This window comes from Streptomyces sp. NPDC043854 (assembly GCF_056436005.1).
On record NZ_JBWKDK010000005.1, the window covers coordinates 246,346 to 271,219 of the forward strand.

At 70.3% G+C, this 24,874-nt stretch carries 21 protein-coding genes and 5 pseudogenes; 19 read left to right on the forward strand and 7 right to left on the reverse strand.

Going from position 1 to position 24,874, the window contains the following annotated elements; genetic code table 11:
* Positions 1-26: 26 nt before the first annotated feature.
* The gene (locus tag AC068A_RS07575; protein WP_478582159.1) at positions 27-263 is read right to left on the reverse strand and encodes a hypothetical protein; all 237 of its coding nucleotides are present in this window, start codon (positions 261-263) and stop codon (positions 27-29) included.
* On the opposite strand from AC068A_RS07575, the pseudogene AC068A_RS07580 reads away from it, so the two are divergent.
* The 4 genes and pseudogenes from AC068A_RS07580 to AC068A_RS07595 all read left to right on the forward strand — a co-directional run bounded on the left by AC068A_RS07580 (position 156) and on the right by AC068A_RS07595 (position 4,849).
* Positions 156-1,618, forward strand: a pseudogene (locus AC068A_RS07580) (hypothetical protein). The gene AC068A_RS07575 and the pseudogene AC068A_RS07580 sit on opposite strands and share 108 nt — an antisense overlap.
* Before the next feature lie 189 nt (positions 1,619-1,807).
* Complete coding sequence (locus tag AC068A_RS07585; RefSeq protein ID WP_478582050.1) at positions 1,808-3,100, forward strand: AAA family ATPase; 1,293 nt, start codon at positions 1,808-1,810, stop codon at positions 3,098-3,100.
* On the forward strand, positions 3,097-4,422 hold the full coding sequence (locus AC068A_RS07590) for a vWA domain-containing protein (protein ID WP_478582052.1): 1,326 nt from the start codon (positions 3,097-3,099) through the stop codon (positions 4,420-4,422). Before AC068A_RS07585 ends, AC068A_RS07590 begins: the two co-directional genes overlap by 4 nt.
* A 208-nt stretch (positions 4,423-4,630) precedes the next feature.
* Positions 4,631-4,849: a hypothetical protein gene (locus tag AC068A_RS07595; protein WP_478582055.1), complete on the forward strand. Its 219-nt coding sequence runs from the start codon at positions 4,631-4,633 to the stop codon at positions 4,847-4,849.
* A 44-nt stretch (positions 4,850-4,893) separates the two neighbouring features.
* Here AC068A_RS07595 and AC068A_RS07600 read toward each other — a convergent pair whose 3' ends face one another.
* Entirely contained in the window at positions 4,894-7,179 is a 2,286-nt protein-coding gene (locus AC068A_RS07600) for a leucine-rich repeat domain-containing protein (RefSeq protein WP_478582057.1), read from the reverse strand.
* 178 nt (positions 7,180-7,357) lie between these two features.
* On the reverse strand, positions 7,358-8,869 hold the full coding sequence (locus AC068A_RS07605; protein WP_478582060.1) for an ankyrin repeat domain-containing protein: 1,512 nt from the start codon (positions 8,867-8,869) through the stop codon (positions 7,358-7,360).
* 126 nt (positions 8,870-8,995) lie between these two features.
* Here AC068A_RS07605 and AC068A_RS07610 point away from each other — a divergent pair, with 126 nt between their 5' ends.
* Positions 8,996-9,502, forward strand: a complete 507-nt coding sequence (locus tag AC068A_RS07610) for a DUF1877 family protein (protein WP_478582063.1) — start codon at positions 8,996-8,998, stop codon at positions 9,500-9,502.
* 57 nt (positions 9,503-9,559) lie between these two features.
* Here AC068A_RS07610 and AC068A_RS07615 read toward each other — a convergent pair whose 3' ends face one another.
* Positions 9,560-10,474 (reverse strand): WG repeat-containing protein, encoded by a 915-nt coding sequence (locus AC068A_RS07615; protein WP_478582144.1) that lies wholly within the window; start codon positions 10,472-10,474, stop codon positions 9,560-9,562.
* 695 nt (positions 10,475-11,169) lie between these two features.
* Between AC068A_RS07615 and AC068A_RS07620 the strand changes: the two genes are divergently transcribed.
* A complete protein-coding gene (locus AC068A_RS07620; protein ID WP_478582066.1) occupies positions 11,170-11,478 on the forward strand; it encodes a hypothetical protein in 309 nt (102 codons plus the stop codon).
* A 135-nt stretch (positions 11,479-11,613) separates the two neighbouring features.
* On the opposite strand, the gene AC068A_RS07625 is transcribed toward AC068A_RS07620, so the two are convergent.
* Positions 11,614-12,207 (reverse strand): TetR/AcrR family transcriptional regulator, encoded by a 594-nt coding sequence (locus tag AC068A_RS07625; protein ID WP_478582068.1) that lies wholly within the window; start codon positions 12,205-12,207, stop codon positions 11,614-11,616.
* Between the two features lie 118 nt (positions 12,208-12,325).
* On the opposite strand from AC068A_RS07625, the gene AC068A_RS07630 reads away from it, so the two are divergent.
* The 8 genes and pseudogenes from AC068A_RS07630 to AC068A_RS07665 all read left to right on the forward strand — a co-directional run bounded on the left by AC068A_RS07630 (position 12,326) and on the right by AC068A_RS07665 (position 20,989).
* A complete protein-coding gene (locus AC068A_RS07630) occupies positions 12,326-12,934 on the forward strand; it encodes a flavodoxin family protein (RefSeq protein ID WP_478582070.1) in 609 nt (202 codons plus the stop codon).
* A 54-nt stretch (positions 12,935-12,988) separates the two neighbouring features.
* On the forward strand, positions 12,989-14,104 hold the full coding sequence (locus AC068A_RS07635) for an NAD(P)H-dependent flavin oxidoreductase (protein ID WP_478582073.1): 1,116 nt from the start codon (positions 12,989-12,991) through the stop codon (positions 14,102-14,104).
* A gap of 407 nt (positions 14,105-14,511) precedes the next feature.
* Positions 14,512-15,420, forward strand: coding sequence for an NADP-dependent oxidoreductase (locus AC068A_RS07640; RefSeq protein ID WP_478582075.1), 909 nt, complete (start codon positions 14,512-14,514; stop codon positions 15,418-15,420).
* A 215-nt stretch (positions 15,421-15,635) separates the two neighbouring features.
* Positions 15,636-17,522 (forward strand): AMP-dependent synthetase/ligase, encoded by a 1,887-nt coding sequence (locus AC068A_RS07645; RefSeq protein ID WP_478582078.1) that lies wholly within the window; start codon positions 15,636-15,638, stop codon positions 17,520-17,522.
* 504 nt (positions 17,523-18,026) lie between these two features.
* Positions 18,027-18,414, forward strand: a pseudogene (locus AC068A_RS07650) (transposase); the annotation flags it as partial.
* A 207-nt stretch (positions 18,415-18,621) separates the two neighbouring features.
* Entirely contained in the window at positions 18,622-18,840 is a 219-nt protein-coding gene (locus tag AC068A_RS07655) for a hypothetical protein (RefSeq protein WP_478582080.1), read from the forward strand.
* Between the two features lie 291 nt (positions 18,841-19,131).
* Complete coding sequence (locus tag AC068A_RS07660; protein ID WP_478582083.1) at positions 19,132-19,800, forward strand: DUF4097 family beta strand repeat-containing protein; 669 nt, start codon at positions 19,132-19,134, stop codon at positions 19,798-19,800.
* Positions 19,801-19,879: 79 nt separating this feature from the next.
* On the forward strand, positions 19,880-20,989 hold the full coding sequence (locus AC068A_RS07665) for a serine hydrolase domain-containing protein (protein ID WP_478582085.1): 1,110 nt from the start codon (positions 19,880-19,882) through the stop codon (positions 20,987-20,989).
* 465 nt (positions 20,990-21,454) lie between these two features.
* Here AC068A_RS07665 and AC068A_RS07670 read toward each other — a convergent pair.
* Positions 21,455-22,044 (reverse strand): annotated as a pseudogene (locus AC068A_RS07670) (isochorismatase family protein).
* Positions 22,045-22,447: 403 nt separating this feature from the next.
* Between AC068A_RS07670 and AC068A_RS07675 the strand changes: the two are divergent.
* Together AC068A_RS07675 and AC068A_RS07680 are read left to right on the forward strand one after the other, a co-directional pair.
* The gene (locus tag AC068A_RS07675; protein WP_478582088.1) at positions 22,448-22,798 is read left to right on the forward strand and encodes an alpha/beta fold hydrolase; all 351 of its coding nucleotides are present in this window, start codon (positions 22,448-22,450) and stop codon (positions 22,796-22,798) included.
* Between the two features lie 17 nt (positions 22,799-22,815).
* Positions 22,816-22,950: a hypothetical protein gene (locus AC068A_RS07680; protein ID WP_478582091.1), complete on the forward strand. Its 135-nt coding sequence runs from the start codon at positions 22,816-22,818 to the stop codon at positions 22,948-22,950.
* A gap of 39 nt (positions 22,951-22,989) precedes the next feature.
* Here AC068A_RS07680 and AC068A_RS07685 read toward each other — a convergent pair.
* Positions 22,990-23,506 (reverse strand): annotated as a pseudogene (locus AC068A_RS07685) (transposase); the annotation flags it as partial.
* 248 nt (positions 23,507-23,754) lie between these two features.
* Here AC068A_RS07685 and AC068A_RS07690 point away from each other — a divergent pair.
* From AC068A_RS07690 to AC068A_RS07700, 3 genes and pseudogenes are all read left to right on the forward strand, one after another.
* On the forward strand, positions 23,755-24,144 hold the full coding sequence (locus AC068A_RS07690; RefSeq protein WP_478582094.1) for a hypothetical protein: 390 nt from the start codon (positions 23,755-23,757) through the stop codon (positions 24,142-24,144).
* Positions 24,145-24,232: 88 nt separating this feature from the next.
* Positions 24,233-24,331: pseudogene (locus AC068A_RS07695) on the forward strand (IS5/IS1182 family transposase); the annotation flags it as partial.
* Positions 24,332-24,441: 110 nt separating this feature from the next.
* Entirely contained in the window at positions 24,442-24,858 is a 417-nt protein-coding gene (locus AC068A_RS07700; RefSeq protein WP_478582096.1) for a hypothetical protein, read from the forward strand.
* Positions 24,859-24,874: the final 16 nt, after the last annotated feature.

Sequence of the window (24,874 nt, forward strand, 5' to 3'; positions counted from 1 at the left end):
CTGCTTATGATGCCGCCGATGAAGACCTACTCCTCTTCCGGATTGGGGGAATCGTCCGCGCAAAGTGAGTGCTGATGGCATCTCACTTCGCGGAACCGATTCCCGCCCGCCTGCTCATGTGGCAGCGCGTACGCGAGTACGCCGTGCCACCGTCCATGATCGAGAACGCGACCGTGCGCCGAGCCGCCGGTGACTGGGCGGGGGCGTGCGCCGCCGCCCGGATCGACGTCGATCTCGATCTGCGCGCCATACGCGATCGCCACGGCACCGACCTCGCCACCCGCCTACGGGCCGATCTGCGCCGTCTGGCGCCCGATCTGCTGCGCTGGCACATGCCCCGGATCGCCCCCGACGGGCGTCTGCGGCCCGGCCTCACCCTTTCCCTGGCACGCTACGCGGCCCACGGCCACGCCGCACCCCAGCTCGTGGTGCGGACCCCGCCCGCCTGGGCGGACGCGGGCCAGCGGATGTCCCTGGCGCTCTGGGGAGGGTCCGGGGACGGCGCACCCGCACACCATCCCCACCCCCACCCCGACCGGCGCTTCCGGCTCGATCTGCACCGCCACTCTGGGACGGCACGCGCAGCGCCGAACTGGCAGGGAGGTACTGGGCCGAGGAGGTACCGTACGGGCCGGAACGCCGCGATCCGGGGGACCATGAGCCGTCGCGGCCGCCGGACCACTGGGCCGCCGAGGCCGAGCTTCTGCTGCGGGCCGAACGCCGCGGCCCTCGCGGGCCGCTCACCGTACGGCTCGGCGCGCGCAGTCACGCCGTCTTCGAGCTCGTCGCCCCCGACGACAGCCACGCCCCGGTCCTGCGGCCGGTACGGGCGCTGCTGCCGGCGCAGGAGACCGCGGCGCTCCCGGTGCTGCCGGAGGCCGCGGCGAGGCCTCTGCCGGACTTCGAGCTGCTGCGGGCCGGCCTGCTCCGGACCGAGCGGCTGCACCCGCTGGTCGCGGCGGTGCTGGGGGCCCCGGGCCTTCCCGGCCCACCGGATTTCGCGGGCGTTCCGGGCGGGTCCGAGGCCGCGGAGCCGGGCGCGGCAGCCGGCCCCGCACAGGCTTCGGCACAGGGTTCCGTGCGGCCTTCAGTACGGGGCCTGGTGCCGGACCCGCGGCCGGGCGCCCCCACGGGCACGGACCCGCACCGGGTCGAATGCCTCGGGGAGGTCCACCGGATCGCGCTGCGGGACGGCGCTCTGACGGCCGTCGACCACGAGCCGGCCCAACTGGCCCGTGAGGAACTGTTCATGGCGCTCGGCGGCCCTGGCCTGCCCTGCCTCCGGGCGATCGACACGGTCCACCGCAGCCCCGAGGCACTGCCCGCGGTCCGCGAACGGCTGGGCCACGGCGACGTGACCGGCGCCCTGACCGTGGTCGAAGGGCTGCTCGGCCCCGACGCGGTCCTGCGTGAAGGTCCCCTGCGGGAGGCCTTGGAGGCGGCGGTGGCCGGCCGCCTCGACCACGGGCTCTTCCGCGCGGGGCTGGTACCGGTGCATCCCGCCGCGCTCGGGGCGGGCGGTACTCCCTACCGGCCGCGGCTCGACCGCCGATCCCCCTGGGAGCTCCGCCGTAAGCGGGACACCCGTACCCGCCCCCGGACCGGCTTCCACAGCTAACAGCCCGCACAGCACTCCGCCGAGCCGCCGGTCGGTCACACCACCGCGTCCCCGCCCGTCGGGCGCCCCGGCTCGCCCCCTTCCACGTACATCCGGCACCGCGCGCCGCAGCAGCACCCGCCGTACGCGGCCTCGTCGCCGCCGACACCCGGACGGAGCCCCCGTCCCCGAACCCACCAGGTGATACCCATGGCCTCCAGTACCCTCATGCCCACCCTCCCCGGGGCCACCCCGCCCCCGGCCGCCGATCGCCCCCAGCTCTCCCTCGCCGAAGACCTCCTGGCCCTCCTTCGGACCACCACCACCGAACCGCGCCCCGACGAGCAGTTGGAGGCGCTGGCCGTGGCCGTGGCCGCGGACCTGCCCGTCCTGCTCTGGGGCGAGCCCGGCATCGGAAAGACGGCCGCGCTGACCCAGCTCGCCGCCTCCCTGGACCTGCCCCTGACGACCGTGATCGCCAGCGTCCACGAGCCAACCGACTTCTCCGGCCTGCCCGTCCTGGGCGAGGACCCGGCCGAGAACGGGGTGCCCATGGCGCCGCCTCAGTGGGCCGTGGAGCTGGTTCGCGCCGGCCGGGGGCTGCTCTTCCTCGACGAGCTGTCCACTGCCACCCCCGCCGTCCAGGCCGCGCTGCTGCGCGTCGTACTGGAGCGGAAGGTCGGCGTGCTGCAACTGCCGCCGGGCGTCCGGATCGTGGCCGCCGCCAATCCGCGCGCCTCGGCCGCGGACGGCTGGGAGCTGAGCCCGCCCCTGGCCAACCGCTTCGTGCATCTCTACTGGGTGCACGACCGGGAGGTGGTGGTGAGGGGCCTCGGCGGGGTCTGGCCGCGGGCGGAGCTGCCCCGGTTGAATTCGGTGGGGCTGCCCGAGGCTGTGGCGTTCGCCCGCCGCGCGGTCTGCGGCTTCCTGAGCGCCCGGCCCACACTGATCCACCGGCTGCCGACCACCGAGACGCGGCGCGGCGGCGCATGGCCCTCGCCCCGCAGCTGGGAGGCCGCGATGACGCTGCTCGCCTTCGGCACGGCCGCCGATGTCTCCCGCGACGTGCTGGCACTGCTGGTCAGGGGTGCGGTCGGCGACGGCCCCGGCCTCGAACTCCTCGCCCACATAGACCGGATGGAGCTGCCCGACCCGGACTCCCTGCTGGCCGACCCGGCCGCCGCCGAACTGCCGGAGCGCGGCGACCTGCGCCAGGCCGCCCTCGAAGCCGTGGTCGCCGCCGTCGGGGCGCGCCCGGAACGTGAGCGCTGGGAGGCGGGGTGGGCGGTCCTCGTCAGGGCGCTGGAGACCGGCGCACCGGATCTGCTGGTCGGCCCGGCGAAGGCGCTCGCCGCCCTTCGGCGTGACGGCTGGGAGGTGCCGGAGGCGGTGGAGCGGCTTGCCGCGGTGGTCGGCCTCGCCCGGCGGGCGGAGGACTCGGTGGCCCGCACCGCGACGGCTGCCGCCGCGGGCACCGGCAGCACGGCGGGTGGACGCCGATGACCACCACTGCACACCCGCACCCGCACCCGCGCCCACGCCCCATGGCGCCGCCCCCGCCCCCGCTCCCCATACGGGCCGCAGTCCCCGGCCCGCCGCCCGGCCCCGCGGTTCCGCTGGACACGGAGAAGCTGCTGGCCGCCCGGCTGCACGCGGCGGCCGTCCGCCCGTACCTCGCCGGAGCGCTGTTCGCGCTGCACGTGGTGGAGGACCCGTCGGTGCCCACCATGGCGGTGGACGCACACTGGCGCTGCTACGTCTCCCCGTCCTTCGTGGCGCGCACCCCGCTGGAGGAGCTGGCGGGCGTGTGGGTGCACGAGGTCTCCCACCTGCTGAGGGACCACCACGGGCGCAGCGAGCGGTACGCGCGGGAGCTCGGGGAAAGCGGTCCGGGGCAGCGGCTGCGGCAGAACGTCGCTGCCGACTTCGAGATCAACGACGACATCTACGGCGACGGCCTGCCCATGCCCGCCGGCGCCGTGCGGCCGGCCATGCTGGGCCTGCCCGACGGGCTGTTGATGGAGGAGTACTTGAGCCGGTTCTCGATGGCCGCCCGTACCCCGCAGCTGGCCTGGCTGGACTGCGGCAGCGGTGCGGACGGCCGGGCGCGGCCTTGGGAACGGGGGCCGGAGGGCGCGCACGGACTGAGCCGGCAGCAGCGGGACGCGGTCCGCTTCCGGGTGGCCGAGGCGATCACCGGCCGGCCCGGGGACGCCCCGGAGGGCTGGCGGCGGTGGGCCGAGGAGGCCTTCCATCCCCCGCAGCCGTGGCGGCAGCTGCTCGGCGCGGCGGTCCGGGCGGCCGCGGGTGGGCCGGGGGCGGGCGAGGACCACAGCTACCGGCGCCCGTCCCGGCGCTCCGCCGGGGTTCCCGGCGTCGTGCTGCCCAGCCTGCGCCGGATGCCGCCCCGGGTCTGCGTCGTGATCGACACCTCCGGGTCGGTCAGCGACGCCGAGCTCGGCACCGCACTGCTGGAGGTCGCGGCGATCTCACGGGCGGGGGGCGGCCGCCGCGACCTGGTCTCGGTGATCTCCTGCGACGCGGCGGCCGGGGTCGCCGTACCGCTGTGCCGCGCCGAGAACCTGGAACTGATCGGCGGCGGAGGTACGGACCTCAGGTCGGGTTTTGCCAGGGCTCTGCGCTCCCGCCCCCGCCCGGACGTGATCGTCGCCCTGACGGACGGGCAGACGCCCTGGCCCTCCGCCCAGCCGTCCTGCCGCACGGTCGTCGGCCTCTTCCCCCGCCCCGCCCGCGCCGTGGACGAGGAAGACCCGGACTACGTCCCCGCCCCACCTCCCTGGGCCCGCGTCGTCCACCTGGGCTGACCCGGCTCGGTGGTGAGCAGTTCATCCCGAACAGGGGCGCATCGTCGGCTGTCACATCAAGACGCAGACGGCGGAACCGTACAGGGTGCCGGTAGACGCCACCGCGCTCGACGGCAGTGTCGGCGCTGATCTCCGCGACGAGTTCTGGGCGGCAAGGGGCAGACATCGCCTTCGCCGACCGCCACACGGCGCACGGCAACTCCGTGTAGTGGGTCCAGCCCTCCTCGTGTGCGGCGCAGGCCTCGGGGAAGCCGGCGAGGACGCCTCGAAGATCCGCACCAGCCATGGGCCCGAGAACATGGCGACACTGCGCAACCCGGCGATCAATGCGCTCCGGCAGCACGGACACCGCAACATCGCCCCCGGGCTCCGCCACGTCTCCTACGACCCCTCCAACCGGCCACTGAATCTGCTGAACATCACCTGACCGGGCCGTCTACGTGATCACCAGGACTTTGAAACGTCCCTGCGTCATCGGCTGCCTCCGAGGGTCTGGTGGATGCGCTGGGCCTGGCGCCACCGCTGGAACTCGGGCCGGGCCGCGATGTCGGTGAAGTCCTCGAAGGAAGGGTCACGGACGAGGACCTGATCGGCCACCCGGTAGGCGTCGTCGGTGCGGCCGAGGGCGAGCAGGATGCGGACCTGGGTGTCGCGGACGAAGTCGTACTCCGGCCCAGGGGCAACCGACAGTGCCTGTTCGACGGCGGCCAGGGCGCGCTCCGGTTCGCCGCTGTGCAGCAGATGCCAGCCCAGGGCGTTGCCGGCGCGGCGCTTGGCCTCCTCCTGGAAGGCGCCCTCGTCGGTGAAGTGCCAGATCTGGTCGGGTATCAGGGACAGCGCCTGCTCGGCGTGGCGGATGAGCTCGGCGGTCAGCTCCGGGCGGTCGGAGTCCGGAGCGTCATCAACGAGGTGGCCGAGGGCGTCGACCAGTCCGTAGTGGGCGTAGAGCTGGTCGTAGTCGGCGTAGCACGCACCCGGGACGCAGAGCGTGACGGCTTCCTCGAGGGCGGTGACGGCCTCTGCGTGAGCTCGGGCGGACAGCTTCTCGGCGCCGGTCCTGACCAGGGCGTGAACGGTCTGCCAGTTCGGGTCGTGGACGACCCTCTTGGCGGCGATGTCCCGCAGGTCGAGCCGGGTCCGTGGAAACGTCGCGCGCAGCCGCTCCAGCGTCGCCCGGTCGAGCCTTGTGTACTGCAGGCCCGCGAACTCCAGCTGGCTCAGTTCGAAGAACGACTCGGGGAGCCCGGTCAGTTCGTTGACCGACAGATCGACGTACCGGAGGTTCGGCATACGGGCGAACGCATCGTCGGGCAGGGCGGTGAAGGCGGTGCGTGCCTTCCTTCCGCGAAAGGACTCCTTGCCCCAGCGGTCGATCTCCAGGCGTTCCAGGGTGGTGATGTCCCAGATTCCGGTGAGCAGGTCCCGGCGGGGCGGGGGCTGGTCGGATCCGGGGGCGTTGCCGCTGAGACGCAGGACGCGCAGGCGGGGCAGCCGGGCCAGCTCGGGCAGGCGCGTCAGCCTGGCGGACAGGGAGTCGTTGAGGTTCAGTTCCTCCAGCTCCGTCAGGTTCAGCAACTCGTCGGGGACGGTCGCCAGCCAGGTGCCGGACAGGTCGAGGGAGCGCAGTCCGGTCAGCCGGGTCACGACCGGGGGCAGTGCGACCAGGGTGTCGGAGTAGTAGGGCCCTTGGTGCAGACGGGACAGGTCCAGTTCGCGCAGTGACCGCAGCCGGTCCAGCGATTCCGGGAGCGGGCAGGTCAGATGGGCGGCGCGCAGCACCTCCAGCCGGCCGAGGTCTCCGACGGATTCCGGCAGCGCCTTGAAGTCGTTGCCGGAAATGTTCAGTACTCGCAGGTTCGACAGGGAACCGATGGATGCGGGCAGTTCGGTCAGCCGCGTTCCTGATACGTCGAGTTCTTCCAGCCCGACGAGCCGGCCGATGCGCGCGTCGATGCCGCCCAGGTCTGCGTTGTCCGCGAGGGAGAGGACACGGAGCTGGGGGAACGCGAGCAGCTGCTCGGGGAAGTTCCGGAGCTTCCGGCCGGACAGGTCGAGCTCGGTGACGTCCTCGGCCCGGTCCAGCAGGGCGTCGAGCTCCTCCAGGGCGGTGACATGGCTGGGACGCGTACCGGCGCGTAGCACCTGCCGCCCCTCGCGCAGGGCTTCCGACATCTTCCGCGCGTCGGCCTCGCCGTCGTCGTCCAGGAGTTCCGGCAGCAGGATGGCGCCCAGCTCTTCGTCGTCGAAGTCGACCGGGCAGTTGGTGCGGTAGGTGTCGGCGGCGAGCAGTGCCTGTGGCTGTTCGGCGAAGGTCAGGCCGAAGTACAGCATCCCGACGACGAGCTGGGCGCGGGTGCGGCCGCACACCGCGAGCGTGCCGCCGTCGTCCCCGTACGAGCCACAGATACCGCCCGCCACCTCCAGGTCCCCGCGCACCACTATGTTGGGGCAGCCTTCGAGGATCGCGTTGCGGGCCCGCAGACTGCCCGTCACGACAAGGAAGTTGCCGTTGCCGTGGTCCCACCAGTCCAGGTCGCCGTCGACGGTCAAGTCACCGTCCACGACGGTGTTGTACGGGACCCAGTCCCCGTCCCGCTCGGGCTCCAGGTGCCCGACGACGTGCAGACCACCCTCGTACAGGCGGATCTCCTGCTCGTCGGTGAAGTCGGCGTACGGGTAGGCGACATCGGCGGAGACCCGGAACCGCTCCTCAGCCTCCTCGGCGGTGATGACGCGATACCCCGGGGGTGAGTGCACCGTTGCAAGGCTGCTGGGTGGTCCAACGGCCGCGCTCCGGGATTCCTGGTCGGTCATGCGTGGTGGCTCCTTGCTGCTGGTCAAGTGGCATGGCCGACGGGGCCGGTGGGACGGCGAACGGTCCCGCCGCCGTGGGTCCGCGGATACCGGCCCCGTCCGGCTCGGTGGCTTCCGGGTTTCAGCGGCTCGCCCAGCGGGGCGCGCGGGCCCCGTCCGTGCGGAAGACGGGCAGGCCCTCGCGCAGCCGCGCGAAGAGCAAGCGGTGGTGGAGCATTCTCTCCCCCTCTGCCTCGTCCTCGGCGGCGAAGACATCGTCCACCAGGAGCTCGCGCAGCTGCTCCTGCACGTCGTCGCCGTATCCCTGCTGGTATTCATCCAGGTCGAAGTGGAGGTCCGCTTCCACGGCCGCGATCGTGGCGTGCTCGTCCTCGATGACCAGGCGGGCGCGGATGGTGCCCGCCTGGAGGGTGTTGTCGTTGTAGTAGCCGTAGACGACCTCGGCCTCGATGTCCCCGCCGACGGACATCTCCCCGTCGGTGAACACCCCACGGGCCGTCACCCCGCCACTGACGGCCACCACCGAATCGGGACCGCAGTCCGCCAGCACGCCTTCGACCGCCAGCGAGCCGGTGAGCACGAAGGGAGCCACGATGTCCAGATCGCCCTTCACCACCAGATCGCCGTGGTGGAAGAACGGCCGGTCCACCCGCTGGTCTCCGACCAGGGTGCGCGTCGTGCCGGTGGGGCCGAGAACCTTGGCGCACAGCTCGGGCAGCAGCGACAGCTGGTCAGGGTCGTAGCCTTCGCCCAGTTCGGCGACGAGATCCTGATAGCTGTCGAAGTCCCGCTCCACGAACTCGGAGAGTCGGCCGCTGTCGTCGGGGACCCCCGCGGCTTCGCACACCGCGGCCCGCTCTGCCCGCATCACCTCGGCGGCCGCCCGTATCGCCGCCATGTCAATGGGCAGCGGCCCGCCCTCGACCACGGGATACCGCACATGTGCCGGGGCTCCCGCCGCACGGAGCAGCGCCACGATCTCCGCGCGGGCCTCCCGCTGCGTCTCGCTGTGCTGCGGCAGCCGCAGGGCGACCCCCAGCGGGGTCTGGCCGAGGCCGTTGACCGCGGCGGTGTCGGCGCCGCGCTCCAGAAGCAGCTTCACCAGTCCCGGCCGCCGCGAGCGGACGGTCACGTGCAGCGGGGTGTCGCCACGGTTGTCGACCGCGTCCATCAACGCGCCGTGGTCGAGCAGGAAGGCGTAGAGCGGCACTGCCGCGCAACTGTGGTGGGCCAGGGAACCCCCTGTGGTGGAAAGGCTCTTGCCGTCCAGCCGGGCGCCGTGGTCGATGAGCAGGGCCAGCACCTCCACAGAACGCTCCGACCAAGCCGCCGGACCGGAGTCGTCGTACTCCACGGCCCAGCCGGCAGGTGTGACCCCCATCTTGTCGACGGCGTGCACATCGGCGCCGCACTCCAGCAGCACCCGGACGACCTCCAGGGCCGGCAGGGGGTCCTCGGCGCCGTACGGAGCTTTCACCGCCCGGTGCAGCGGGGTGGCGCCCTGTTCGTCGCACACCGAGACATCCGCCCCGTCGGCGATCAGCGCACGGATCACAGCCGCTCGCTCGATGGCGTCACCGTCATGAGCAGGGGCGACAACGACAAAGAGATGTTCGCTCAGGACTTCTGTCATGGTGAGGACTGTAGGACAGCCCTCTGACAAAGGGCCCCGGCCGACGGGACCTCGACCCTCCGGGGAAAGACGCAATGGTTCCTCGTGCACGACCTGTTGCGAGCGTCCTGGCATAGCATGCCGGGCATGAGCGCCGCACTGATGTACGCCCGGTTCTCTCCGGCACAGGTGACCCGGTACGCCGACGACTGGCACGGGCTGGTCGAGTGGTACGGAGAGTCGGACGAAAGCGATGTCCCGACCGTATCCGTACCGGAGAAATCACTCGATCTCTTCGAGTTCCTGCTCTCGGACGCGGGAAGTCCAGTCCGATTGAAGGAGTACGACGAGGGGGTCATCCGGCAGCCGGACGACGTCGAGCCGTGGCTTCTGGCTGACGTCGGCGACTGGTTCGAGCCTTGTGGTGTCGCTCCTGCGGAAGTGACCGAACTGGCCGCCGCCCTGGGCCGGCACACTTTCGACGCCTTGGTCGCTGGGGCCGATTCCACCAGAATGGCAGCGGCCGGCGTGGCGCTGGTGCCGGACCGGGGGCGGCGCAAGGACTTCGACAAGACCCACTACGAGGAACTCGCCCGCTTCTTCGCCCACGCCGCGGCGGAAGGCCAGGGGCTGATCATCTTCTACCAGGACTGAACCGTTCCTTCGCACCCGGCGCACCGGCAACGGTCGACGCCGGCCACCGGCGGTCCGCTACTGGTCGACAGGCCGGCCTTCGGTGTCGATCCGCGTCCACGGGCCGCTGTAGGAGCTGCCCTCAACGTTCAGGATCACCTCGGCGACCCCGTCGCGGAACGGCCGGACCTCGACGAACTGCCTGCCCCTCGGGATCCGCCACCGCCCCTCCGCGTCGATCAGCCCGTAGGAGTAGGGGCTGCCCGACTGCTCCTCGACCCAGTGCAGCTCCAGATCCGCCCCGCTGTAGGAAGGCCGGTGGAAGAAGTCGGTTTCGAGTGAGTAGTCGAGCAGCCGGTGGGGGTCGAGCGCCGCCTCGGGGTCCGCACCCTCACCGAAACCAAGCCCGGCAATACGGTGCTCGACATTGCTCAGCTCACCCAGCAGCCATTCCGTGAAGCTGCCTGCATGCTCGACCACCCTGGAGTCCTCCACCAACCACACCCCGTCCTCCGCCAGCGCGTAGCCATGGATGCCGGACGGGTCGTAGGCGGCGAAGAAGGCGTGGCGGCACAGAGTGGGCTCGGCCTCGACCGCCTGGGGGAACCCGTGGTGGTCGTCGTGGACACCGACCGAGAGCACGGCCATCGGCTCGGGCGGCAGGAACGAAATCCCCTGACGGTCGTAGGGCGAGAAGCCGAGCACCGGGTAGCCGACCTCCCTGACGAAGGTCTGATGCGCCAGCGCCCAGCCCGCTCGGCCAGCGTCCCCGTCGAGCTCGCCCAGGGCTGCCTCCAGAAGGGTCCAGGTGGGGTTGCCGTCCCGGCCGTACGTATAGGGGGAGGCAGCTGGCTCGCCGGGGACCGTGTAGTGCGCGGCGAAGACCGGTCCGGGGAAGGCCGGTTCGCCCGCCGTGGGGCGGGGCAGCCCGGCATGGATGGCGTGGGTGCGCTCGCCGGTCTTCGTCAGGTGGGTGGTGTGGGTGGTGCTCATCATGCCTTCCGGACCGTCCGCAATGCCGGTGGACACCGGCCGTCCCAGCGTGGTCGGCATAGGCACCTCCGGCTCAGAGCCAATCCACGGAAAGCGGCCGGGTTCGCCACCCGGCCGTCCGCATCCCGGACTCCGGCCGCTCTTGGATCGGGAGAGCGTCAGGATCACGGACGTCAGCCAGGCGACCGGATCGGGAATCCGGCGCCGAGAACAGTGGCGCCGACAAGGATCTCTCTTGGCTCTCCCTCTCGCGTCAGGGCGGTGCGATCCGCAGGATGGGGAGCGGTTCCAGGCCGATCCGGCGACCGGGACCGCCTCACTCTCCCCGCCGGTGCCACCGCCTCGGGCGCGGTGGGGTGGAGCCGACGCTGGCCCTCACCTGCGACTCCGGTGCAGGGAAATGCCGGTTCGGACTCGGCTGGACGCCAGGCACACGGGCCTGGCCTCGGTCTTCCGCACCACCGACAAGGGCATCCCCGCCACCTCGACGACTCGGACGTCTTCCAGCTGACCGGCGCCGAGAGACTCGAACCGGCGGTCTTGCCGACCCCGCGCGTGAGCGGCCCGTACTGTGTGGTCGCCTACCGGCCCCGAGCCGAGGGGCTGTTCGCACGGATCGAGTGGTGGCGCAAACAGGAAACGGGAAACGGGGGAACTGCATCACTGGCAGATCATCTCGAAGGACGACACCACCCATGTCTTGGGCCGGGATCCGCCCCCACCGGATCTGCGACCCGGAGGAAACCGGGCGGGTCCTCAGCCGGCTGATCGAGGAGAGCGCCCGACGACTGCGGGAACCTCGTCCGTCATGCCGTCTCGTCGGGCCCGTCCTCATGGACACGTCCGCTGTCGCCACGATGCTGAACATGTCCACGAGCCGGTGCTACAGGGAAGCTTCGAAGCCGGGCCCGACGGACTGCGGACTCGGCCACGGAAGGAAAGCCAAGGCTCTCTACAAGAGGGCCGTGGTCTTCACGTGGCTGGAGCAGCAGAAGATCCATTGATCGGTGGCGAACAAACGGCGCGCCGATCTGGTCAGGCGCGACGGAAGAGTGGGTCGGTAACACGGCCGTTCCCGCCCCGCATGGGCGTCGGCGCCGCACGCGATCCCCACAGGTGCGGGGCCGACCAGCTCTTTCTCAGCTCCGCAGGAGCCGCGAGGCTTGCGCCCACAGCCCGTCCAATACGGAGGGGTCGTTTGCCAGCTTCGCGAACATGACCATGCCCTCCAACTGGGCGAGTACCGCGCGGGCGGTGGTGCGGGTCGCGACAGTGGCGGGGATGGTGCCCTGTTCCGCCGCATCCGTCAGCGTGGCGTGAACCAGGTCGATCTGCTCGTCGAAGATCTCCGCCAGCCGAACCTGGACGACCGCGTCCTGGGTGCTCATCTCCAGCGCCAGATTGCCGAACAGACACCCGTCGACCGCGCCACCCTCCGCTTTCGCCGCGCGCTGGGCCGAGGCCTGGTCGAGGAAAAGCCGCTCCAGCCGGTCCTCAGCCGGCCCGTCACCTCGCAGGGTCGCCACCCAGCCCGGCCGCTGGGCCGCCCAGTGCGTGTTGATCGCCTCGACGGCCAGCGCCTGCTTCGACTCGAAGAAGTGGTAGAAGCTGCCCTTCTTCACGTCCGCGCGGGCGCAGATGTCGGCGACGCCGATCATGGTGTAACCGCGGCTCAGCATCAGGCCGCAGGCCGCGTCCAGCAGTCGTTCCCGTGCCGTGCTCGTCCGTCCCATGGCCATGAGTATACGCCCGGTCAACTACTGGAGTGGCTTTTAGTTGACCGGTCGTCTACTGTCTCGTCGGGCGGCGGGAAAACTGCCCGTCGACTATCCGACCTGCGAGGACTTCGCCATGCCCGAAAACATCACCGTCGCCGTTGTCTTCCACAGCGGCTACGGGCACACCGCCCGCCAGGCCCGCGCAGTCGCCGCCGGAGCCGGGTCGCTGCCCGAAGCGCAGGCCGAGCTGTGTGACGTGGCCGTCCCGGACGACCGGCTGTGGGAGACGCTGGCCGCCGCCGATGCGATCGTCTTCGGCACACCGACCTACATGGGCAGCCAGTCCGCCGTCTTCCAGGCTTTCGCCGAGGCCAGCGCCCCGGTCTGGATGAACCAGGGCTGGGCCGGAAAGCTCGCCGCCGGCTTCACCAACTCCGCCGGCGTCAACGGCGACAAACTGAACGTCCTGGTCTCCCTCGCGGTCTTCGCTGCGCAGCACGGCATGAACTGGGTCTCGCTGGGCCTGCCGCCCGGCGGTGACTACTCCACGACCGGAACCCCGGAGGACCTGAACCGCCTCGGCGGCTTCCTCGGCGCGATGGCCCAGTCGCCGTCCGACGTCGGCCCGGACGACGCCCCGTCCGGGGCGGACCTGCGGACTGCCGAGCACCTCGGACGCCGGGTGGCCGAGACCGCCCTCCAGCAGGCGGCCGGCCGCGCGGCGCTCGTCCTCGCGCGGTGAACCCCCTCAACCCCATACATCCCTCACCCCCCCTCAACTCCAAGGACGACTGTCATGACCGCCGGAAGGCTTTCCTGGACCCGTGGCCGGTTCGCCAAGCTAATGGACCTGGAACTCCCCATCGTGCAAGGCCCGTTCGGCGGCGGACTGTCGTCCGTGGCGCTGGCCTCCGCCGTCTCCGAGGGCGGCGGGCTCGGCTCGTACGGAGCGCACATCCTCACCCCGGACGGGATCGGCGATCTCGTGAGTGAGCTGCGAAGCGCCACCGCCCGGCCCTTCGCCGTCAACCTCTGGGTCCCGCACCCCGACGAGGCCGCGGTACCTTCCGACCGTGACCGGATGGCCCGTTATGCCGAGTTGCTGCGCCCGTGGTTCGAGGAACTCGATCTGTCGACGAGCCAGTTGGAGGAGCCGCCGCCCGCGCCCGGTTTCGAGGAGCAGATCGACGCGCTGCTCGCGGCGGAGCCGCCCGTGATCAGCTTCGTGATGGGTATCCCCGAGGCCCGGGTGCTCGACGAGGCACGGCGCCGGAGCATCCGGACCATCGGCACCGCGACCACCGTCGAGGAGGCCCTTGCAATCGAGGCGGCGGGCATGGACGCCGTCGTCGCCTCGGGCAGCGACGCGGGAGGGCACCGCGGCTCATTCCTACGCCCCGTCAACGAGTCCCTCGTCGGCACCTTCTCCCTCGTCCCTCAGGTCGCGCGGGCCGTGTCGATCCCTGTCGTGGCCGCCGGCGGCATCGCCGACGGCCGGGGAATCGCCGCCGCGCTGACGCTCGGGGCGGACGGAGTACAGATCGGCACCGGTTTCCTGGCCACCGAGGAGTCCGGCGCGAGCGCCCTCCACCGGGCCGCACTGCACGGCCCCGACGCGCGTACGACCGTACTGACCCGCGCCTTCTCGGGGCGGCTCGCGCGAGCCATCCCCAACCGCTTCACCCGTGAGGCCCTGGCGTACGAGAACGAACTGGCGCCCTACCCGCTCCAATACACACTCACCCGCCCGCTCCGCACAGCGGCTACGGACCGCGGCCTCGCCGATTTCGTCAACCTCTGGTCCGGCCAAGCGGCAGCACTCACCCAGCCTCGCGGCGCCATCGCCTACCTCGACGAGCTCATCGCCGGCACAGAGGAGGCGATGCGCCGCCCGGCTCCCGGGCACGACTGAAAACGTGCTGCAAAGGCTGTGGCGGGCACATCCTTGCCACCGCTCCGCCCCCACCGAATCAGCCTGAGGGAGAGCGGGGTCGGGACGGGGCGGGCTCGAGCGGGCTCAGGTTTGGAAGGAATCTCCGGACCGTTCGATGACCGGACCGCCGACCGTCTCACCCTCCGCTGCTGGGGCCTCTGAGAACTCCCCTTACTGGCGCGAGCCTGTCACGCCCGACTGCCCAGCAGGCCTGCTGCTCTCAGTACCACCCTCCGTGCCGCAGCCCGGCACTTGCGGGTACCGGTCGGCGGACCCCTTCTGGTCCTCGGTCGAGCCCAGTCCGCCCCTCCCCTCCCCCCAACACACCCATCGCCGTCGCCGCCCCGGCCGAACGGCTCATTTCCGCCTTCAAAGGAGCATGTGTCATGCGTGCAGTGGTCTTCTCCCGTTACGGCGATGAAAGCGTCCTGGAACTGACCGAGCAGCCAGTACCGGCCCCGGCGGCCGGAGAGGTCCTGGTGCGGGTTCGGGCGGCCGGTGTCAACCCTGTCGACTGGAAATTCCGTGAAGGTGCGGTCGGTACGGACCGCCCGTTCCCGCTGGCGCTGGGCTGGGACGTGGCGGGGGAGGTCGTCGCCACGGCGACTGCGGACGGTCCAGATGTCGGTGACGAGGTGTACGGCATGCTGCCCCTGCCACGCGGCGGCGCCTACCAGGAGTTCGCCGTCCTGCCCGCATCGGCGGTGGCACCCAAGCCTGCCGGCCTGTCGTTCGCCCAGGCCGCGGCCGTTCCGCTGGCGGCCCTGACCGCCTGGCAGTCTCTCGATGCCGCAAACGTGGCCTCAGGGCAGCGGGTTCTGGTGCACGCCGGCGCGGGCGGGGTCGGCCACTTCGCCGTACAGCTCGCCAAAGCCCGCGGGGCACATGTCGCCGCCACCGCCTCACCGCGCAATCTCGACTTCCTGCGCCTGCTCGGTGTCGACGAGCCTGTGGACCGCACCTCGGACAGCCTGGACACCATCGATGCGGTCCACGCTGTCATCGACACCGTCGGCGGCCGGACCCAGCGGGAGTCGTGGCCTCTGCTGCGACCGGGCGGGACACTCATCACCCTGCCGGAACCCCTCGACGAGGCGCACCGCGTGCCGGGGATCAAGGCGCGGCGCGTGATCGTCACGCCGGACGGCGAGGCGCTGCGCCGCATCAGCACGCTCATCGAAACCGGGGTCGTCCACGTCGAAGTGCAGGACGTCCTGCCCCTGCACAAGGCGGCCGAAGCACACCGGACCAGCAAGACCGGCCAGGTCCGCGGCAAACTCGTGCTCACCCTGTGACGGAAACTTCCCGTACGAGTCGAACGGTGGTCGCGACGCGCCGGGACCTGGCGGGGAGGCTCCCCAGGTGTGCCGAGAGGTCGATCGGGTGGCTTTGTCGAGCGCTTTCCTCCCTTACGCGTCGGCGGGCGTACCTCCAGTCCCAGCCATCGCTTGTGAGTTACCTGCCAGTTGACAAGACATTGAGCGTGCCCATCCCGGGCCCGGAGGTCGATGTGAGTTCCGTGCAGTCCCTTCCTGAAAGCCGCCCGGTCTCCGTGGCGCACCTGTTCCTCTCCAGAGTCGAGGCCATACCCGACCGGGAGGCCTACCGCTATCCCGCGCAGGCCGACGACGGCACGTCCGGCACCGAGCAGTGGCGCTCGCTGACATGGGCGCAGACCGCCGAGCGCGTCCGGGCTATCACGGCCGGCCTGCTTGCCCTCGGGGTGCAGCCCGAGGAGCGCGTGGCGATCTCCTCCTCCACCCGAGTGGAGTGGATCCTGGCCGACCTGGGGGCGATGTGCGCGGGTGCCGCCACCACCGCCGTGTACCCCAGCACCAATGCCGACGAGACGTTGTACATCCTCTCCGACTCCGGCAGCCGGGCGATCTTCGTTGAGAACGCCGCCCAGTTGGCCAAGGTGGTCGCCCACACCGAACGCCTGCCCGAGCTGGTCCACGCGATCCTCTTCGACCCTCGGACGGACATCCCGCAGGTGGAGGGGCTGGAGGTGCTGTCTCTCGCCGAGCTGGAGAAGCGGGGCCTGGCGTACCTGGAACAGCACCCGGGCGCGGTCGAGAAAACGGTCCGGGCCATTGGGCGGGAGCAGCTCGCCACCCTGATCTACACCTCCGGCACGACCGGCCGACCGAAGGGCGTGCGCCTGGTGCACGACTGCTGGTCGTACCAGGCAGTGGCGCAGGAGGCCGCTGGTCTGCTGCGCTCCGACGATGTGCAGTTTCTGTGGCTGCCGCTGTCCCACGTCTTCGGTAAGGCTCTGATTTCCGGTCAGATCAAGACCGGCCATGTGATGGCAGTGGACGGGCGGGTCGACCGCGTCATCACCAACCTGCGCACGGTCCGCCCCACCCTGATGGCAGCCGCCCCCCGGATCTTCGAGAAGGTCTACAACGGCATCGCGGGCAGAGCGCGAGCGGAGGGTGGCGCCAAACACAGGATCTTCCTGTGGGCGGCGAAGGTCGCCCGCGACTGCGCCAGGACCGGACAGGAGAGCATGGCGGCAACCGGGAGACGCCGGGTGCCCCTGTCTCTTGCGGCGCAACATGCCGTCGCTGACAGGCTGGTGTACGGCAAGATCCGCGCGGCGTTCGGCGGCAATCTGCGCGGCAGCGTGTCGGGCAGCGCCGCCCTCGCCCCGGACATCGGCTATTTCTTCTCCGGCGCGGGCGTGCCCGTCCTCGAGGGCTACGGTCTGACCGAGACCAGCGCGGGCTGCATCGTCAACCCGGCCGAGGACTACCGGGTCGGCACGGTCGGCAAGCCGCTGCCCGGCACCGAAGTCCGCATCGCTGAGGACGGCGAGATCCTGTTGCGGGGCCCCGGCGTCATGCGCGGCTATCACAACCTCCCGGAGAAGACCGCGGAGGTGCTGGAGGGCGACGGCTGGTTGCACACCGGTGACATCGGCGAGGTGGACGACGACGGGTTCGTCCGGATCACCGACCGCAAGAAGGACGTGTTCAAGACCTCGGGCGGCAAGTACGTGGCACCCACCGCGATCGAAGGCCGTTTCAAGGCCATCTGTCCGTTCGTCAGCAACGTGGTGGTCATCGGTAGCGGCCGCAACTTCTGCTCCGCCTTGATCACCCTGGACGAGACCGTGATCACGCCCTGGGCGGCATCTCACGGCCTCGGCGGCCGCAGCTACGCCGAAATCGTCTCCTCGCCACAGGTCCACGAGCTGATCGACGGCTTCGTCCAGCGGGTCAACGGCGGCCTGCAGCGGTGGCAGACCATCAAGAAGTTCTCGGTGCTGTCACGCGACCTCGATGTCGAGCACGGTGAACTCACCCCGAGCCTCAAGGTCAAACGGCCGGTCGTCGAACGCGAGCACGCCGAGGTCATCGAGGGGATGTACGAGGGTTCCCGCGAGGCCTGATCTCATCCGCGCGGCCGTCCGGTACGGCACCTCCCACAGCGGTACCGGATGGCAAACCACGGATCGCCGGCACCGTGATGCCGCATCGAACGCGCGCACATCGCACCCGGCGGCGCCCCGGTCGGACAACCACGCCGGAAGCGCCGCCACACTTCCTTCCCACAGCCGCCGCCGACACGTCATCCCCGAACCGCCGAGGCTTTCGGGCCCGGCCCACACATGACGCCGGAGCATGTAGCGGCCGACGCGGTGGTCACCGGGTCCGAGGTCAGCCGGGCTCGAGGCTCGTGATGCCGAACGATCCGGCGTGGTCGACGTGCGGGGGCGTGCCCGTGTACATGCGCCGGTCTCGAAGGAAGGCGTGAGTCCGAAGTGCGCCACGAGGTGCACGGCCGGTGTGTTGATGCCAGGCCAGCAGGCAACGGGGAACTGCTCCAGGGCCGGGACGAAGTCCCCGGACGACAGGCCGTGCAGGTAGAGCAGCGGCAGCACCTCGGAGATCGGATCTACAATGCCGAGGATCGCGCTCACGCCGAGCGGGCGATCGAAGCGTTCGCCCGCACCTACGGCGCGAAGTTCCCCAAGGCCGTCGCGAAGATCACCGAAGACCGGGACGATCTGCTGGCGTTCTACGGCTTCCCGGCCGAGCACTGGATCCACCTGCGGACCACCAACCCCATCGAGTCCACGTTCTCTACCGTCAAGCTCCGCACCAAGGTCACCCGCGGTGCCGGCAGCCCGGCCGCGGCGCTCGCGATGGTGTTCAAGCTCGTCGAGTCCGCCCAAGCGCGATGGCGCGCGATCACCGGTGCTCACCTGGTGTCCCTGGTCGCGCGCCGGCGCACGCTTCGAGAACGGCATCCTGGTGGAGCGGTGCGAGGTGGCCGCGTGAAGGACATGTTCGTGGCACTTGAAGCGCTGACCGACCGCGATCCGAACCGGCGGGACGTCGCCGCCGCGGTCCTCGGGGACCTCCTGCGCGGCATTGCACGCGATGCGGATTCCACTCGCCTGGTCGTCGGACGGCGTGGCGCCAGCCAGCGGTTGGACGATGCCCAGCGGCAGGCCGTACTTCGTCGGTCGCATCATGCGCGCCTTCATGTCCTACACCCCGAACCTCCACCGCCTGGAGGCCCTGTCGGAGCGCCTCGTACTCGCCGGCGGCCAGGACTCGCGCGGCGAACTGCGCTACCGCCCGGCCGCACTCCCGGCCGAGCGCCTCGGCACGAAGATCCTGCACTTCCCCGGCGCCCACACCTGCCTTACCACCCGCCCCGCCGCATTCGCCGAAGTCCTCCGCAAGGCCCTCCACCCGTAGCCCCGCAGGGTCGGAAACCGACGGCGCGGCACACGGCCTCGGGTGCCCTGGCCGCGCCGTACGCCGACCGGGTGCGGCACTTCGCCCCGCATAGCGTTCACTCCCAATCCAATGCAACGAACCAGGCGACCGTCGTTGCGTTATAGCCTGAGTCGTTGCAACGAAATCACGGCTTTGACCTGCATTAATCTATATTTTGCGCAACGAACTCGTTGCTGATTCTTCGAACGCAACGTAGCTTTTGCGTTGTCGGAAACAACCGGCGAGAAGATGACAAGCCAGGAGAGCATCATGCAGAAGTTCGCCACCACCGCCCCGATCGCCACCGTCCTCGACATCCCCGCGGGAAGCATCCGCTTCATCGCCGCCGACCGGAACGACACCACGGTCGAGGTCCTGCCCGCGGACGCCTCGAAGGGCCGCGACATGAAGGCGGCCGAGCAGATCACGGTCGCTTACGGCGACGGCGTCCTGCGGATCGAAGCCTCCCCGGCGAGCAACCGGGTCCTGGGCAACTCGGGTTCGGTCGAGGTGACCGTCCAGCTGCCCGCCGGCTCACGTGTCGAGGCGAAGGCGGCCAGCGCCGACTTCCGGGGCGTCGGACGCCTCGGCGACGTCTCCTTCGAGAGCGCGCAGGGCACCGTCAAGCTCGACGAGACGGCGGGTGCCCGCCTGACCCTCCAGGCCGGCGACATCACCGTCGGCCGCCTCGGGGGCCCGGCCGAGATCAGCACCTCCAAGGGCGACCTGACCGTCACCGAGGCCGTGCACGGCACCGTTGAACTGAGCACCCAGGCCGGCGACATCACCGTCTGCGCCGCCCGCGGAACCTCCGCCGCCCTCGACGCGGGCACCACCTACGGCCGCATCCACAACAGCCTCAAGAACGCCGAAGGCACCGCTGGCCTCACCATCCGCGCCACCACCGCCCACGGCGACATCACCGCCCGCAGCCTCTGAACCAGCAGCCCCGCGCCCGCCCGGGCCGACGCTTCCGATCCGTACCCCGCACCCGCTGTCGCGAGATTGAGGAATGACCATGAGCGAGTCCCTTCACACCGCCTCGAACAACGCCGGGCAGGACCGCCCGGAGCTGCAGAAGGCCATCCAGGAGTTCGTCGATTCCGGCTTTGCTGGGGTGCAGATGCGCGTGCACGACGGCCGGGGTGAGTGGGTCGGCAGCGCCGGGGTGCGCGAGCTGGGTGAGCCCGCGAAGCCGCCGACGGACGGGCACTTCTGGGTGGGCAGCACGACCAAGACCTTCACCGCGACCCTGGTGCTGCAACTGGTGGCCGACGGCGCGATCGGGCTCGACCGCCCGGTCGTCGACCACCTGCCCCAGTTCGCCCTGGACGAGCGGATCACCGTACGGATGCTGCTGCAGCACACCAGCGGCTTGTACAACTACACCGGCGAACTCGACCCCGAGGGGGCGTTCGTGCCGGGGATCGACGCGACGGGCAAGGAATGGGTGGACAACCGGCTGCGGACCTACCGGCCGGAGGAACTCGTAGAGTTCGCGCTGTCCAAGCCCGCGCGGTTCGAGCCGGGGACGGACCAGAGCTACTCCAACACCAATTACACGCTGGCCGCGCTGCTGGTGGAGAAGGTCACCGGCCGGACGTACGCCGAGGAGATGCGGCGGCGGATCCTGCGGCCGCTCGGACTGCGGGACACCGTGGTGCCGGGCACCTCGCCGGAGCTCCCCGAACCGCATGCCCACGGCTACTGCCGCTACCAGGACGCCGGCGAGTGGAAGGTGGCCGACGTCACCCGCCAGAACCTCTCCCTGCTTGTCGGCGCTGGCGACATGATCTCGACCACCCAGGACCTCCACACGTTCTTCTCCGCGCTGCTGGGAGGCAAGCTCCTGCCGGACCCGCTGCTGGCCGAGATGCGCACACCGCAGGGGGCGCTCGGCTACGGCCTGGGGCTGTTCGTTCAGGACCTGGGCCCTGACCACGGCACCGTCGTCCACCACAACGGCGGCGCCCCGGGCGGCTTCGGGGCGCTGATGTACAGCACGCCCGACGGCAGCAGGACCCTGACCGCCGGGCTGACCACCGGGGACGCCGAAATCGACCTCGGGAAGGCGTTGGACGGCCTCATCACCGAGGTGTTCCGCAACACCGGCCAGGCCACGAGCTGACCGGGCCGAGCCACTACACGGCTCCCGCTGACACCCCCACGGCCAGGCCGGCTGCGCAACTGGAACTGCAAAGCCAGATGGGACGAGTGTCCACGGTCTGATGGCGAGTGTCGCCATGTTCGATACCCGGGCCGTACGCCAAACGTGCGAGGGCAGGGCAGAGCCGCTCGCCCTCGTGGAGGGGATTGCCGAGGCCTCGGGCCAGGAGTTCAAGTGCAGGCAGCGGCCCTCTCGGATGTCCGCGCAGCTGTCGGACGACGCGAGAGTGTCAGTGGTCGGCGACATGTGAGCTGTCAGTGGAACGGCAGGCCGTCATGAGCAGCGCGGACCGTCGCCACCGACCATCCCGCAGCCGAGTTGCTGACGGCCGGACTTGGGCTCGCTGAACCGTCGTTGCAGCAGGCTACGGGGTGATTTCGCTGCTGGCTTGTGAATGCAGGGGCGGAACAGACTGGACCGGTCTGTTCAGGGCAGGACGACTGGTTCGCCGCTCAGTGCGACGCCGGCCTGGCTCAGCTCGTCGAGTGCGGTGCGTGTGGTGTCGGCGGCGACGCCGGCGGTGTAGTCGAGCAGGACCCGCACCGTGAAGCCCGCGCGCACTCCATCCAGTGCGGTGGCCTTCACGCAGTGATCGGTTGCGATGCCGACGACGTCAAGGTCGTCGATGTCGCGGGCCTTCAGCCAGGCGGACAGTGCCGTGCCGTCCTGGGTCGAGCCCTCGAAACCGCTCTTCGAGGCGGAGTGGGCGCCCTTGAAGAAGACCTCGTCGACGTACCCGGAGTCGACGGCGGGCACGAAGTCTGGATGGAACTCGCTTCCCTCCCTGCCGACAACGCAATGCACGGGGAACGAGTCCTGGAAGTCGGGGTTCTCGGAGAAGGGGGGCCCGGGTCGATGTGGTGGTCGCGGGTGGCGACGATGAAGGCGTACTGTCCGTCGGCCCGCCGGACCAGTTCGGCGATGGCGGCGGCCCGGTCCGCGCCGCCCTTCACTGGAACGCTGCCGCCCTCGCAGAAGTCCTTCTGTACATCGACGATAATCAGTGCGCGGCGCATGGAAAAGCCCTTCCCTCGGGTGAACCTCTGCCCGATGAGTCGCCCCTTCCGTTGGCAGCCGGGCGTGCCACTCGCCGGTCGTTCACCCGACCGGGGGCGCGCAGATCCGGACGGTGCGACGATCACGCTTCACGATCACCGGCTTCGCAGGGGCTGCATGACCCACCCCGTTCCTGCCTGGGCCCGCCCTTTGCTGAAGGCAGCCGCTCTCGTCTGGCGCCTCGGGGCCGGCACCAGCGGGCCGCTCTTCAGCGATCCGCTGGCAAGTACGGGACTGCCGTCCTTGACGGCCCTCGCCGAGGGCTGCAAGCTGCGCCCGCCCGAGCCGCGGCGCCCCAAGCGGCGTCGCGGCCGGCCTGGGACGGCCCTGAGAGTAAAGGAGCCTGCGAAGACCATCTGGCCTGTGTGTACCGCCCATTACGGGCTCTTGTGGGTCAGGGCTGAACCCGATCTGATGCAGGGCTGCCCCTATCCGCCTCGGCGCGTCATCACCGACCTCGGCGGCGACTACCGGCACATCACCTACGACGAGCGTGCCCGCGGCAAGTCGAAGTGCGCCGCGGACTACTCCTTCGAGGCGTGCCTCCGCGACCTCGACGCCGTCCTCACCGCCAGGGGCGTGGACCGCCCGATCCTCGTGGGCTGGTCCTACGGCGCCATACTCGCCCTGCACCGAGCAGCACGCCGAGATCAACATCGAGATCAACGAGCTCTGCGCCCCCGCCGCCCTCACCCCGGTCTTCGACCGGCCTGACCGTACCGGCCCGGTACGTGCTCGCCGCCGGCGGCAACCTGGGCGGCGATGCGAAGCTGATGGAACAGATCCGCGCCAACCTCGACCCGGTACTCGACCGCAACCCGAACATCCAGGTCAGCGCGAAGGTCGCGAGCGGGTCTGTCCAGTAAGCGGCCCTGTCTCACATTCGGTGGTGACGGAGTGTGCTGCTATCCGAGGAGGATGCGGTGGCGAAGCAGCGTGAAGCCTGCTCGTCCGTGCATGTGGCGCGATCCGCTTGGTCCTGGTGTTGACGCCTTCGGTGGGGCCGTTGCTGTACGGAAGCTTGAGCGCGGCGATCACGGCGTCGCGGTCTCGGTCCAGGCCCCGGGTGAAGGAGTGGTTGTGGGGCAGATCGATTGCGCGGACCTGGACGATCCAGCGCGAGAGCCCGTCGGCACTTCCTTCGCGAGGCGTCAGAAGTTGAGCGAAGTCCCTGATGTTGGAGGCCAGTTGGGTCATCTCGAAGCAGGCGGTGATGAGCCGTGTCAGGAGGTCGTGATGTCCGGTCTTGAGGTTGTCGGGCCTGGTGAGGATCATCCGGGCGAGTTGGCGCGGGGAGATGTGGCTGCGGTCGGCGTCCGCGCGGCCTTGGTTGATGTACTTGTGTAGGAGGTTAAGGCAGCCGGTGAAGCCGAGGGCCTTGATCTCTCGGCGTTTGCGCAGGTGCTCGCGGTAGGGATCGACGAAGGGGTGTCCCGTAAATGCTCTCCGAGCTGCCGCAGGCGTCGTGGGCCGTGGTCGTGGCGGTGGGCGCCGCGGCCGTGCGCGCAGACTGCGGGGGCCCGGTGCGGGGTGGGCGGCGGACCACGACTTCGCGGTGACTGTGCCGTGCGCCCCATCCATGCACTGATTCGGTAACCGATGGCACGACACCGGACATAAACTGATGGTATGCCCGAATAATGCTTGAGCGGCCCGCATATCGTGCCGACATGCTGAGTGAATTCCTGCAGGTGGGCGTCATCGTGGCCGGACTCTGGTGCCTCGTGGCGACTGTCAGGCGCGCGGCCAGCGGTGACCGGTGGGCGCGCTGGACCCTGCTGCTGTCCGTCCTGACCTGCGGGCTATACCTATGGGGCCTGACTCACCTTCTGGTCTTGGACGTCCGCGAGATGTGCGAACTCACCTTGCACACCCGCTTCGACCCCGACGAGCACATGGAGACACTGCTCCCGCTTTCGAAGACGTGTAACGCGGATAACGACCTAGTCCCCGGCTACGTGAACCCGGTGCTAGCCGTCCTCGCCTCCGCGACCTTGGCGGCCGGACTCGGGACCGTCACGCGCGCGGTACACGCACAACGCCATCCTGGACGTCGTTGACCGCGGTGCCCAACACCGTCCTCCTCATCCGTCGAGTACCCAGGATTCGGCTTGCGAGAGCCACACCTGCAACTGAGATGATCACGCGATGGCTGGTGTGATCACGGCGTCGGAGCCGTCCTGGATAGCCCCGTTCACCGGGCTGAGCCCGCTCCAGTTCGCCAAGATGATGACCGTAGCCAGGAAGATGGCGTCGCCGGGTCGGGCCCCCGACTCCGCCTCGCGTTCCCGGGTCTTGGGGAATCTGAGTACGAACGCGGGTACGGCTGGCGGGCGGGGCAGGGTTGGCTTGGGGGCATGAGCATCCCAGTCCCGCCCCGTGGTGAATACGGCCCGTACCCCGAGGTGGATTTCGAACCCTCCGGCCACGACGGCGAAGATCTGCCCGGCCCCCGGGCGCGGACGGGCACGTTCTCGCTGTCCGCGGGCGCCCTGGCGGTGGCGATGGGCGGATGCCCGTGGCTGTCGGCCGCCGTCTTCCCTGTGTGGCTGCGGTACTTCCCGCTCTACCTGATCGTGCCGATGGGAATCTGCGCGCTGGTCTCCGGCGTCGGTGCCCTGCGCGACATGCGCGACATGCGCGACATGCGCGACATGCGCGGCTGGCCGGATCGGGCTCGCGGGCGGGCGCGGGCCGGAATCGCCCTCGGCGCGGTCGCCGTGATCGTGCCGGTCGGTGTCGTCGTGTGGGGTTTCTGGGTGCTCAGCATCTGAGCCCGCGCCGAGCTCG

What these genes read in the sequence shown, in the direction of transcription:
- AC068A_RS07585 (WP_478582050.1), top strand. Translation starts at nt 1,808, where the DNA reads ATGGCCTCCAGTACCCTCATGCCCACCCTCCCCGGGGCCACCCCGCCC.
- AC068A_RS07700 (WP_478582096.1), top strand. Translation starts at nt 24,442, where the DNA reads ATGAGCATCCCAGTCCCGCCCCGTGGTGAATACGGCCCGTACCCCGAG.
- AC068A_RS07630 (WP_478582070.1), top strand. Translation starts at nt 12,326, where the DNA reads ATGCCCGAAAACATCACCGTCGCCGTTGTCTTCCACAGCGGCTACGGG.
- AC068A_RS07665 (WP_478582085.1), top strand. Translation starts at nt 19,880, where the DNA reads ATGAGCGAGTCCCTTCACACCGCCTCGAACAACGCCGGGCAGGACCGC.
- AC068A_RS07625 (WP_478582068.1), bottom strand. Translation starts at nt 12,207, where the DNA reads ATGGGACGGACGAGCACGGCACGGGAACGACTGCTGGACGCGGCCTGC.
- AC068A_RS07620 (WP_478582066.1), top strand. Translation starts at nt 11,170, where the DNA reads ATGTCTTGGGCCGGGATCCGCCCCCACCGGATCTGCGACCCGGAGGAA.
- AC068A_RS07615 (WP_478582144.1), bottom strand. Translation starts at nt 10,474, where the DNA reads ATGAGCACCACCCACACCACCCACCTGACGAAGACCGGCGAGCGCACC.
- AC068A_RS07690 (WP_478582094.1), top strand. Translation starts at nt 23,755, where the DNA reads ATGCTGAGTGAATTCCTGCAGGTGGGCGTCATCGTGGCCGGACTCTGG.
- AC068A_RS07590 (WP_478582052.1), top strand. Translation starts at nt 3,097, where the DNA reads ATGACCACCACTGCACACCCGCACCCGCACCCGCGCCCACGCCCCATG.
- AC068A_RS07655 (WP_478582080.1), top strand. Translation starts at nt 18,622, where the DNA reads ATGTCCTACACCCCGAACCTCCACCGCCTGGAGGCCCTGTCGGAGCGC.
- AC068A_RS07635 (WP_478582073.1), top strand. Translation starts at nt 12,989, where the DNA reads ATGACCGCCGGAAGGCTTTCCTGGACCCGTGGCCGGTTCGCCAAGCTA.
- AC068A_RS07660 (WP_478582083.1), top strand. Translation starts at nt 19,132, where the DNA reads ATGCAGAAGTTCGCCACCACCGCCCCGATCGCCACCGTCCTCGACATC.
- AC068A_RS07610 (WP_478582063.1), top strand. Translation starts at nt 8,996, where the DNA reads ATGAGCGCCGCACTGATGTACGCCCGGTTCTCTCCGGCACAGGTGACC.
- AC068A_RS07640 (WP_478582075.1), top strand. Translation starts at nt 14,512, where the DNA reads ATGCGTGCAGTGGTCTTCTCCCGTTACGGCGATGAAAGCGTCCTGGAA.
- AC068A_RS07605 (WP_478582060.1), bottom strand. Translation starts at nt 8,869, where the DNA reads ATGACAGAAGTCCTGAGCGAACATCTCTTTGTCGTTGTCGCCCCTGCT.